This window comes from Corynebacterium auris (assembly GCF_030408575.1).
Lineage (GTDB): Bacteria > Actinomycetota > Actinomycetes > Mycobacteriales > Mycobacteriaceae > Corynebacterium > Corynebacterium auris.
The window spans coordinates 1,415,438-1,425,960 of sequence record NZ_CP047047.1 but is presented as its reverse complement, the minus strand read 5'-3'; the positions used below and the strand labels follow the sequence as shown (position 1 = coordinate 1,425,960).

Here is a 10,523-nt window from a genome sequence, read left to right as displayed (position 1 = left end):
GTACCCCGCACACGTCCCGTACCGTCAACACGGCGCCCGCGCAGGCGAGCCCCGGACGGGGCGGCCCCAGGGGGAATCCCGGGGTGGGGGAGACCTCCGGTCACACTGGTGTCTTTCTTCTTTCTGACCGGAGGTTTCTCCCATGGACGTCCCATTGTGGATATGGCTGATCGCGGGCGCGGTCATCCTCGGTTTCTTCGTCTTTGACTTCGCCACCCACGTGCGGCAGGCGCACGAGCCCTCGATGAAGGAGGCGGGGCTGTGGACGCTGTTCTACATGGCCATGTCGTGCGTGTGTGGTGCGATGATCTGGTGGCTGTGGGACGCCGAGCACGGCGTGCAGTACTTCACCGGCTACATCACCGAGCTCGCGCTCTCCGTCGACAACCTGTTCGTCTTCGCCCTGATCATGGGCGCCTTCCGCATCCCGCGTAAGTACCAGCAGAAGGTGCTGCTGCTGGGCATCGTCATCGCCCTCGTGATGCGCCTGGTCTTCATCCTCCTCGGCGCCGCGATCATCGAGGCGTGGTCCGACGTGTTCTACATCTTCGCCGCCTTCCTGCTCTACACCGCGGGTAAGCTGCTGTGGGACGAGGCGACCGACCAGCCGGAGACCGACCCCAACGACATGGCGGTGGTCAAGGCCCTGCGGCGCGTCATCCCGGTGACGAAGTCCTACCACGGCGACAAGCTGCTCTCGCGCACCCAGGCAGGCAAACGTGCCGCGACCCCGCTGTTTGTCGCCCTGCTTGCGATCGGCTTCATCGACCTGATGTTCGCCTTCGACTCCATTCCCGCGATCTACGGCATCACCTCGGAGGCCTTCATCGTCTTCACCGCCAACGCGTTCGCGCTGATGGGCCTGCGCCAGATGTTCTTCCTGCTCTCGGGCCTGCTCGACCGGCTGGTGTTCCTGCCGTACGGTCTGGGCGTCATCCTTGGTTTCATCGGCGTCAAGCTGCTTCTGCACGCGCTGGCGGAGAACAACCTGCCGTTCATCAACGACGGCGAAAACGTCGACGTGCCCGAGATTGGCACCCTCACCTCGCTGCTCGTCATCGTTGGCGTACTTGCGGTCACGGTCGTCGCCTCGGTCATCAAGGTGCGCATCGATATCGCTGCCGGCCGCCGCGACCCCGGTGGGCCCCGCTGGCACATCGACTACGACGACCACGGTAACCGCCGCAAGGTCGACACCCAGGGCAACCACATCGAATGGATCGATGACCCCGCGACCTCGGGCCGCGGAGACCACACGGCCACCGGTTCGCGGGAGACGGACCACCTCGACGTCTCGCGCGGCGGCGCGTAGCGGGTGAGAACCCAGAGCCGTCGGGACGCGGGGGTAGGGTTGAACGCGTGAGTACACCGATCCCCCGCGCCACGCCGTCGAATTGGAACCTGCCGAACGTTCTGACGTCGTTACGCATCCTTTTCGTCCCGGTTTTCGCCTGGTTGGTTCTGGCGCAGCACTGGTGGTGGGCATTCGGTCTCTTCGTGGTGTTGATGGCCACCGACAAGCTCGACGGCGACATCGCTCGCGCTCGCGGGCTAGTCACGGACTTCGGCAAAATCGCCGACCCGATCGCGGACAAGGCGCTGATGATCACCGCGCTTGTCACCCTCAACATCGCCTCGACGCTGCCTGTGTGGGTGACCGTGATCATCGTCGTGCGCGAGCTCGGGATCACTCTGTGGCGCATGTGGATGCTGCGCAACGGCAAGGTCGTCCCCGCCTCGAAAGGGGGCAAGCTCAAGACGGCCCTGCAAAGCCTCGGCGTGGCTCTCTACCTGTGCCCGCTGCCGGAATGGATGGACGTGCCGACCTTCGTGGTGATGTTGCTCGCGGTCGTGGTTACCGTGGTCACTGGCATCCAGTACCTTCTCGACGCAAGGAAAGCCAATGTCTGATCTCGCCGCATCGCTTATCGACGCCCTCCGCCAGCGCAACCAGACGATCTGCTTCTGCGAGTCGTTGACAGCGGGGCTGGGGGCCGCGACCCTCGCGGACGTCCCCGGCGCCTCCGACGTGTTACGCGGAGGGCTTATTACCTACGCCACGGATGTGAAGAAGTCCCTCGCCGGCGTCTCGGAGGAGGTCCTCGCGCAGCACGGCCCGGTCTCGCCCGTCACAGCCCGTGAGATGGCCCGCGGCGCGAGGCGGGTCTGCGGGGCTGATTGGGCCGTGGCGGTCACGGGAGTGGCGGGACCGGACCCGCAGGACGGCCACCAAGTGGGCGAGGTATGGGTTGGCCTGGCAGGCCCGCAGTGGACGGCCTCCTCGGCGGCCGCCGAGCTCGTCGACCCGTCCCTGGGGCGTTACGCGCTGGTCCCGGGTTCTCCGGAGCCGCTGCGGATGCTGGCGGGAGACAGGGCCGAGATCCGCCGCGCGGCGGTTGAGGCCGCCTTGCGGGGGGCGCTGGTGGCGGTTCGGGAACAAAAGCAGAGCGCCGAGAGTTGAACTACGTGATGGCAACGACAACTCTTCTCCTCGATAACCCGGTTGGCAGCCCGGCCGGTGCCCCAGCCGACAAGGTGGCGCGGCCGCTGGCCCCTGAGCGCGAACCCCTTTTGCGGGAGGCGCTCGGGATGTCGCTGCGTGCATACCGCGCCGACAAGGGCATTTCCCTGCGCCAGCTGGCATCCGCGGCCCGGGTATCCTCGGGTTACCTTTCCGAGCTCGAGCGCGGACGAAAGGAAGTGTCCTCGGAGCTGCTTCAGTCGATCTGCTCTGCGCTGGGCACGAGTGTCGCAGAGGTAGTTTTTGACGCCGCCTCGAACCTGTCGCTGCAGTCCCTCAACGACGAGCTGGAGCAGGCTGCGCCCGCCGCCGCGGAGGCTTAAGATTAACTAGAATTGTCAAGCGGTTATTGGCAAAAAACACCACGAAAGGTTGCGCAGTCGACATGGCTAACCCATTTAGCAAGTTCTGGAATTACCTGATGGCCTTCTTTGACAACAAGATCGAAGAAAACGCCGACCCGAAGGTCCAGATTGAACAGGCGATCAACGAGGCGCAGCGCCAGCACCAGGCACTGTCCCAGCAGGCCGCGGCCGTGATCGGCAACCAGCGTCAGCTGGAGATGCAGCTCAACCGCCGCCTGGAGGAGGTGGAGAAGCTCCAGGCGAACACCCGCCAAGCGCTGCAGCTCGCGGACAAGGCGCGCGGGGAGGGTGACGAAACCAAGGCCCAGGAGTACGAGAACGCCGCGGAGGCCTTCGCCGCCCAGCTCGTCACCGCCGAGCAGTCGATCGAAGACACGAAGCAGCTGCACGACCAGTCCCTGCAGCAGGCGGCGCAGGCGAAGCAGGCCGTGGAACGCAACGCCGCTCACTTGCAGCAGCAGGTCGCGGAGCGCTCCAAGCTGCTGTCCCAGCTCGAGCAGGCCAAGATGCAGGAGAAGGTCTCCGAGACCATGCAGTCGATGAACTCGCTGACCTCGGGCACCCCCAACCTTGATCAGGTGCGCGATAAGATCGAGCGCCGCTACGCCAACGCCCTCGGCCAAGCGGAGCTGGCGCAGAACTCCGTCCAGGGCCGTATGGCGGAGGTCGAGCAGGCGGGGATCCAGATGGCTGGCCACGGCCGTTTGGAGCAGATTCGCGCTGAGATGGCCGGGGAGCTCAACTCCGGAGCGAAGCCGGCGATTGAGCAGGGCACCTCGGAGCAGAGCACACCCGTCTCGGACGACGCGGTGGCTCAGCGCATGCGCGAGCTGCGCGGCGAGTAGCAAGATCCCGCTACAGGGGCGCTCCCGGTGAGGGGGACGCCCCTTTTTTGTGCCCGCCTAGTCCGCCGCTCCCCGGGCCATGAGCGCCTCGCCGATGTCGCGGGCCCGCTTGATGGAGCGGATGACCACGGGGGTGCCGAAGGCGGTCAGAGAAAAGCTCGCGCCGCGGGCCTTGCGGGCGTCCAAAACCTCGCCCACGGTTGCGAACATCAGGGGAATCAGGCGGATGGTCAGGGCGATGGCGAGGCTGATCGTTTCCACCGGCACGCCGACTCGTGCCAGGGGGGAGAGGGTTTTTTCCAGAGCCTCGAGCAGCTCCTCCATCCCTGTCGTCAGGGTAAACAGGTTCGCCGCGGCCAAGGTGGCCACCAGCCCGAGGGTCGTGGTGGCCGCCGCAGACGCGCCGTTTTGCCACCAGAGGTAAAGCCCGAGGATGATGAGCAGCGGCAGTACAGGGGCGAATTGCCGGACGGCGATACCCCAGGGCACCCGGGCGATCGCGTATAGCACGAGGACGGCCGCCAGCGTGGCCGCGGTGTGCCATGGGCGGCTGGGAAGCGCCGTCACGGCCACGATGAATGCGACGAGCACCAGGAACTTGGCGGCCGGACTCGCCCGGTGCAGCAGTGTCGTGCCGGGGACGTAGACACCGAGTGGGACTTCGCGGATCACTGGTGCGCCCCGTCCATGAGCTCGAGGTAGTGGGCGATTGCGGAATCCGGCGGGCCGTCGTAGGAGAGCGCGCCGCGGTTAAGACACAGGACCCGGTCGTAGCCGCGAAGCATCTCGAGGTCGTGGGTGACCACGATCACCTGTTGCTCCAAGGCGGCGAGCTCTCGGATGATGCGGCGGCGGTTGCGCAGGTCCAGAAGCGTGGTCGGTTCGTCGGCGATGACGGTGTCGGGCTCGGTCACGAGCACCGCCGCGAGCGCCAGCAGCTGTTTCTCCCCGCCGGACAGGGTGTGGGGCGAGTGCTCTGCGCGCTCGCGCAGCTGGAAACGCTCGAGCATCGCGTCGACGCGCGCGTCCACCTCGGCGCGCGGGAGCTTGAAGCGGCGCAGGGAGAAGGCGATGTCGTCGGCAACCTTCGGCATAACGATCTGCGATTCGGCGTCGGAAAAGACGAACCCGACCCTGCGGCGCACCTGCTTGCCGTCCTTGGCGGGGCTTAGGGCGTCGTAAAGCACTGTGCCCGTGGTCGGCTCGACAAGCCCGTTGATCATCCTGACCAGCGTGGATTTGCCGGAGCCGTTCGAGCCGATGATGCCGATGCGGCGCTCGGTGAGCTCAAGCGTGAGCGGGCGGAGGATCTCGGTCCCCTCGTAGTTCACCCCTGCGCCGTCGAAGCTGATGGCGGGCACGTTAACGAGCTTCCGAGCGCAACAGCTGCGGGAAAGCGGAGTGAACTCCGATGGCGATGGCGACCATGATGATCATCTCGAGGGAATCGGTGGGGATGAAAGGCAGCTGCGCGGCCGCGGCCTCGCCGACGCCGATGTCGGTGCGGACCATGAGACCGATGGCGCCCATGACGTACTGGATTAAAAGGCCCACGAAACCGGCGAGGGCAAAAATCGCCGTGGCGACGGGTTTCGACTTGCGCGCCCCCTGAATGGCGATGAGCCCGGCGACGGGCACCGCGATGAGGTAGCTAAAAACGTAGCCGATGGTCGGGCTGCCGAGGGCGAAGATGGTGGTGCGGCCCCCGGCCAGGACCGGCAGGAACAGGCCGATGAGGAGGAACAGGCCGGTGACGTAGAAGCCGCGTCGCGGCCCGAGGACGAGCGCGGCGAGGATCACGACGGTGTTCTGCAAAAGAATCGGTACTCCGGCAATGCCGACGGGGACGGCGACGAACCCGAGGACGATAACCAGTGCCGTGAAGACGGCCACGTAGGCGAGGTCGGCAGTGGCCGAGGAAGTGCTGACGGTTTTCGAAGACATGCGAGAAGGGTACCTGAACGCTGTTCAACTGCGGTAACCGAGTGGGGTCTGCTTCGGGCGGCGTATATTGGCGGACATGCGTTTGACCGAATTCCAGCAACTCGTGGAGGACGAATTCGGCCCCGCCAAAGCGCGCTGGGTCACCGAGTCGCAGGTGCTGCCGGAGTACAACGCGACGGCGGCCGAGATGATCGAACGGGGGATCGACCCCCGCGAGGCCTGGGCGGGTCTGTGCGAGGCCTTCGACATCCCCGAGGAGCGCAGGCTCGGGGTGGACCGCCCCGGGTGGTAAGCGCCGCCGGCGGAGAGCATTTTCGAACACTTTTGCGTGTCGCGTCGCGTTCGTGTCGGGTGGGGGTATATCTTTGACACCAGTTGAAGGCGGGGAACCGCGCGGGCGGCTTTTTGCGTCTAAGTACGTAGGACCGGGCTGCCCGCGATGCGGAGCGCCCACGAGAACTATGCGATAGAGGAGAACTATGGCAACGAAGAAGAAGGCGGCCGCCGCGGGCGGAGACCGCAAGAACGCGCTGGACGCCGCGCTCGCGATGATTGAAAAGGACTTCGGCAAGGGCGCGATCATGCGCCTGGGCGACGACAACCGCCCGCCGATCCAGTCGATTTCCTCCGGCAACACGGCCATTGACGTAGCGCTCGGGATCGGCGGCTGGCCGCGCGGGCGCGTGGTGGAGATTTATGGCCCCGAATCCTCGGGTAAGACGACCGTCGCCCTCCACGCCATTGCCTCGGCCCAGCGCGGCGGGGGCATCGCCGCGTTCATCGACGCCGAGCACGCGCTCGACCCCGATTACGCGCGCAAGCTCGGCGTGGACACCGATAACCTGCTTGTCGCCCAGCCGGACACGGGGGAGCAGGCGCTCGAGATCGCGGACATGCTCGTGCGCTCGGGGGCCATCGACATCATCGTCATCGACTCCGTCGCCGCGTTGACCCCGAAGGCCGAAATCGAGGGCGAGATGGGAGATTCCCACGTCGGCCTCCAGGCCCGACTGATGTCCCAGGCGCTGCGCAAAATGACGGGAGCCCTGTACCAGTCCGGAACCACCGCCATCTTCATCAACCAGCTGCGCGAGAAGATCGGCGTGATGTTCGGCTCGCCCGAGACCACCACGGGCGGCAAGGCCCTGAAGTTCTACGCGTCCGTGCGCTGCGACGTGCGCCGGATTCAGACGCTGAAGGACGGGCAGGATTCGATCGGCAACCGGACGCGCCTGAAGGTCGTTAAGAACAAGGTGTCGCCGCCCTTCAAGGTCGCCGAGTTTGACATCATGTACGGCGAGGGCATCTCGCGCGAATCCTCCATCATCGACATGGGGGTGGACAACGGCATTGTGAAGAAGTCCGGCTCCTGGATCACCTACGAGGGCGATCAGCTCGGGCAGGGCAAGGAAAAGGCGCGCCAGTTCCTGAAGGAAAACCCCGATGTCTCCAACGAGATCGAGGACAAGATCTTCCGCAAGCTCCAGGTCGGCGCCTACGCCAACGCCGCTTCGGGCGACGAGCTGAGCGACGACCCCGTGGACATGGTGCCCAACATTGATTTCGACGACGAGGATGACGGAGCCGACGAAGACCTGAGCCTGGGCACGGGGAGCGCTGACTAGGCGCGGTGAGTCACCCGGACAGCCCCCCAGACCCGGACAAGCTTGACAGGCTGCGCGCCGCTGTCGCCGCCTACGAACAGGGGCAGGCAGGCGGGCAGATCTTCGACCGCGAAGCCGAACAGGCCCTCGCACCGGTGCGCTCGCGCGCCATGCGCTTGCTTGACCAGCGCGCTCGCTCCCGCGCGGAACTGCGGGGGCGCCTTCTGCGCGCGGAGTTCGCAGAGGAGCTGGTGGAGACGGTGCTCGATGATCTGGAGCGGGTCGGGCTCATCAACGATCAAGCGTTCGCCCGCGAGTGGGTCCGCCAGCGCGCCACCCGGCGGGGCAAATCCGCCCGTGCGCTCGATGTGGAGTTGCGCGGCAAGGGCGTGGCCGAGCCCGATCGGCGCGAGGCGCTCGCGCAGGTCACGGCAGCCGACGAGGAAGCCACCGCCCGCTCCGCTGCGGAAAAGAAGGCCCGCGAGGTGAAGTCGGCCCCGGCAGATCGAGCCGAGTACGACAAGTACCTCCGGCGCATCGTCGGCGTGATGGCGCGGCGCGGCTTCGGGTCCGAGATGAGCCTGCGGATCGGCCGCGAGGTGCTCGATCGCCGCATTGCCGAGGTCACCTAACCCCGCCGGTGACCTACTGGCCGGGGTTTTCGATCTTTGTGTAGCCCGGGGTTTGCGCGTTGACGGCGGCGGTGTCCTTCGTGTCCAGGCCCTGTTGGTGTGGACTCGCCCCCGGCGCCTCGGAGACTTTGGCAAAGGGGTTGCGGCGCCTGCGCCCCGCCCGGAGCTGTGCCTCCACGCGGACGGCGAGGCGGGACAGACCGTAATTGATCAGGACCATGATGAGCGCCACGACGATGAGGGAGGGGACGTAGTTCTGGTTCGCCGCGGCCGCCTGGGCGCCCGAGCGCACGACCTCGACGTAGCCGATCTGGTAGCCCAGCGCAGAGTCCTTCAGCGCGATGATGAGCTGCGCGATAAGAGCGGGAAGCATGGCGGCGACGGACTGCGGCAGCAGGATCCTCCACAGGGTCTGTGAGTGCGTCAGCCCCAGCGCTTGGGCGGCCTCGGTCTGGCCGCGGGGAAGCGAGCGGATTCCGGCCCGGAGAATCTCCGCGATGACGGAGCCGTTGTACAACGTCAGTGCCACAACTACGGCCCAGAACGCGAGGCCGCGCGGCGGGACGATATTGAATACCGCGAAGAACTGGTAGAGGAAGATCATGAGCATAAGCACCGGGATGGCGCGGAAGAACTCGATGACCGCGGAGCACAGCCACCGTACGGGCCGGGTTTCAGCGAGGCGGCCCAGCCCGAAGATCACGCCGTAGACGAGCGCGAACAGGATGCTCACGAAGGCGGCCTGGAGGGTGCCCAAAAGGCCGGGGAGGATGTAGGTCGTCCACGTCTGCGGGTTGGCAAAGGGAGCCCATTTCTCGGCGGCGAGCTGGCCGTTGTCGGCCAAGCGGCTGATTATCCACCAGGCCACGAGGGCGAGCGCGACGAGGGTGATCGCGGAATAGGCGAGATTGCGCCTGCGGGCCTTGGGCCCGGGGGCGTCGTAGAGCACAGTAGCGCGTACGGACATTATCGCTTCACCGCCAGTCGTTCAGAAAGCCAGCCGAGGAAAAGACCCATCGGCAGGGTCAGGATGATAAAGCCCAGGGCGAAGATACCGAAGATGACGAAAAGCTGATTCGCGTGGAACTCGATCGTGGACTTCATGAGCAAGGAGGCCTCGGCGACCCCGATTACGGAGGCCACAGTGGTGTTCTTCGTCAGGGCGATGAGCGTGTTGCCCAGCGGGACGATTGCCGCTCGCACGGCCTGAGGGAAGACGATCTGCGAGAAGATCTGCCCGAAGCTGAGGCCGAGGGAGCGCGCCGCCTCCGCCTGGCCGAAGTGCACGGTGTTGATGCCGCTGCGCAGGGACTCGGCGACGAAACACGAGGTGTACAGGATGAAGCCGAGCACAGCGAGCCGGAAGTTCTGGTCCGCGATGAAGGTATTGGAATCTCGGCTGGCCAGCTCCAGGCCGAGGTTTTGGTAGAGGCCGAAGGAACAGAAGAGGATCACCAGCGTGAGCGGGGTGTTGCGTACAGCCTCGATGTACGCCGTCGACAGTGCGCGAAGGATGCCCACGGGCGAGACGCGCATGGCGGTTAGGATGGTGCCCAGGATCATGGACCCGAGCGCGGAGAAAACGGTCAGCTGGATAGTCGTAGAAAATGCTGGCCACAGGTTGGGTAAGAGGTCGGCCCAGAGGGCGTCCATCGCGGGTACTCCTTGCGGTGAGGTGGCGGGGCGCAGGAAGCGGGGCCGGGCTCAAGAACGCGCCCGGCCCCGCAGGTGGCGCTTAGAGGAAGGACAGATCGCCCGGCGTGTCCTCGGACACGCCGACGCCGCCTTCGATGTTCTTGTCCACGAACTCCTGGAAGGACCCGTCAGAGTACATGGCGTCGAGGGCCTGGTTGATGGCGTCGATCGCTTCGTTGTCGTCCTTGATCACGCCGATGCCGTAGTGCTCGTCCGTAAACGGCTGGCCGTCCTGCTCCAGCTCGACGATGCTGAAGTCGCCGGGCGACTGGGCGGAGTAGCCGCCGAGGATGGTGGCGTCGGTGGTGACGGCGTCGACGTTGCCGTTACGCAGCGCCTCGACACAGGAAGAGTAGGTGTCGTACTCCTGCAGCTGGACGCCGGGCAGCGCGTCCTTGACCTTCTGGGCGGGGGTGGAGCCGGTCACCGAGCAGAGGATGCGTCCGTCCAGGTCGTCGAGGCCCGCGATGTCTGACTCGTCGGCGCGCACCAGCAGGGCCTGGTGGGTGAGCAGGTAGGGCCCGCCGAAGCCGACGGCTTCGGCGCGGGAGGCGTTGATGGAGTAGGTCGCGCCGATTGCGGCGACCTCCCCGTTCTGGATCAGGGTCTCGCGCTGTGCGGAGGGGGTCTCGCGCCACGTGATCGTGGGGTGCTCCCACCCCCGCTCGTCGGCGATGGAGTTGACCACGTAGGTCAGCACGTCGACGTCGAGGCCGGTCATAGAGCCGTCGTTTTCGCGCAGACCGAGGCCGGGCTGGTCGTACTTGGTGCCGAGCGTGACCTCGCCGGATTCGATCTGGGCGAGCAGGCCTTGCGCCGCGCCGTCTCCTTCTCCGCCGCAGGCGGTCAGGGTGGTGGCGGCGAGCACCGCGGCCGCGGCCGCGAGAGTGCGGAAGGTGTGGTTCATGTCGTCTCCT

General features: G+C 66.1%; 14 protein-coding genes. 8 read left to right on the top strand and 6 right to left on the bottom strand.

The window, feature by feature from the left end:
- The first annotated feature begins 142 nt into the window (after positions 1-142).
- The 5 genes from CAURIS_RS06875 (at position 143) to CAURIS_RS06855 (ending at position 3,731) form a co-directional block, all read left to right on the top strand.
- Positions 143-1,312, top strand: coding sequence for a TerC family protein (locus CAURIS_RS06875; RefSeq protein ID WP_290341212.1), 1,170 nt, complete (start codon positions 143-145; stop codon positions 1,310-1,312).
- Between the two features lie 47 nt (positions 1,313-1,359).
- Complete coding sequence (pgsA, locus tag CAURIS_RS06870) at positions 1,360-1,911, top strand: CDP-diacylglycerol--glycerol-3-phosphate 3-phosphatidyltransferase (protein ID WP_290341210.1); 552 nt, start codon at positions 1,360-1,362, stop codon at positions 1,909-1,911.
- Positions 1,904-2,461, top strand: coding sequence for a CinA family protein (locus tag CAURIS_RS06865; protein WP_290341209.1), 558 nt, complete (start codon positions 1,904-1,906; stop codon positions 2,459-2,461). Before pgsA ends, CAURIS_RS06865 begins: the two co-directional genes overlap by 8 nt.
- A gap of 8 nt (positions 2,462-2,469) precedes the next feature.
- Positions 2,470-2,844, top strand: coding sequence for a helix-turn-helix domain-containing protein (locus tag CAURIS_RS06860; protein WP_290341207.1), 375 nt, complete (start codon positions 2,470-2,472; stop codon positions 2,842-2,844).
- 62 nt (positions 2,845-2,906) lie between these two features.
- Positions 2,907-3,731, top strand: a complete 825-nt coding sequence (locus CAURIS_RS06855; RefSeq protein ID WP_290341205.1) for a PspA/IM30 family protein — start codon at positions 2,907-2,909, stop codon at positions 3,729-3,731.
- A gap of 57 nt (positions 3,732-3,788) precedes the next feature.
- Here CAURIS_RS06855 and CAURIS_RS06850 read toward each other — a convergent pair whose 3' ends face one another.
- The 3 genes from CAURIS_RS06850 to CAURIS_RS06840 are packed head-to-tail and all read right to left on the bottom strand — an operon-like array spanning position 3,789 to position 5,675.
- On the bottom strand, positions 3,789-4,403 hold the full coding sequence (locus CAURIS_RS06850) for an energy-coupling factor transporter transmembrane component T family protein (protein ID WP_290341204.1): 615 nt from the start codon (positions 4,401-4,403) through the stop codon (positions 3,789-3,791).
- Positions 4,400-5,092: an energy-coupling factor ABC transporter ATP-binding protein gene (locus CAURIS_RS06845; RefSeq protein WP_290341203.1), complete on the bottom strand. Its 693-nt coding sequence runs from the start codon at positions 5,090-5,092 to the stop codon at positions 4,400-4,402. The genes CAURIS_RS06850 and CAURIS_RS06845 overlap by 4 nt, the downstream gene beginning before the upstream one ends.
- 1 nt (position 5,093) lies before the next feature.
- On the bottom strand, positions 5,094-5,675 hold the full coding sequence (locus CAURIS_RS06840; protein ID WP_290341202.1) for a biotin transporter BioY: 582 nt from the start codon (positions 5,673-5,675) through the stop codon (positions 5,094-5,096).
- Positions 5,676-5,751: 76 nt separating this feature from the next.
- Here CAURIS_RS06840 and CAURIS_RS06835 point away from each other — a divergent pair, with 76 nt between their 5' ends.
- From CAURIS_RS06835 to recX, 3 genes are all read left to right on the top strand, one after another.
- Positions 5,752-5,967: a DUF3046 domain-containing protein gene (locus tag CAURIS_RS06835; RefSeq protein WP_290341201.1), complete on the top strand. Its 216-nt coding sequence runs from the start codon at positions 5,752-5,754 to the stop codon at positions 5,965-5,967.
- A 187-nt stretch (positions 5,968-6,154) separates the two neighbouring features.
- Complete coding sequence (recA, locus tag CAURIS_RS06830) at positions 6,155-7,300, top strand: recombinase RecA (RefSeq protein ID WP_290341200.1); 1,146 nt, start codon at positions 6,155-6,157, stop codon at positions 7,298-7,300.
- A 5-nt stretch (positions 7,301-7,305) separates the two neighbouring features.
- Complete coding sequence (gene recX, locus CAURIS_RS06825; protein WP_290341198.1) at positions 7,306-7,911, top strand: recombination regulator RecX; 606 nt, start codon at positions 7,306-7,308, stop codon at positions 7,909-7,911.
- Between the two features lie 13 nt (positions 7,912-7,924).
- On the opposite strand, the gene CAURIS_RS06820 is transcribed toward recX, so the two are convergent.
- From CAURIS_RS06820 to CAURIS_RS06810, 3 genes are all read right to left on the bottom strand, one after another.
- Positions 7,925-8,878, bottom strand: coding sequence for an amino acid ABC transporter permease (locus CAURIS_RS06820; protein WP_290341197.1), 954 nt, complete (start codon positions 8,876-8,878; stop codon positions 7,925-7,927).
- Positions 8,878-9,564 carry a glutamate ABC transporter permease GluC gene (gene gluC / locus CAURIS_RS06815; protein WP_290341195.1) on the bottom strand — a complete coding sequence of 229 codons (687 nt, stop codon included), beginning with the start codon at positions 9,562-9,564 and terminating at the stop codon, positions 8,878-8,880. Before gluC ends, CAURIS_RS06820 begins: the two co-directional genes overlap by 1 nt.
- An 82-nt stretch (positions 9,565-9,646) precedes the next feature.
- Complete coding sequence (locus CAURIS_RS06810; RefSeq protein ID WP_290341193.1) at positions 9,647-10,513, bottom strand: glutamate ABC transporter substrate-binding protein; 867 nt, start codon at positions 10,511-10,513, stop codon at positions 9,647-9,649.
- Positions 10,514-10,523: the final 10 nt, after the last annotated feature.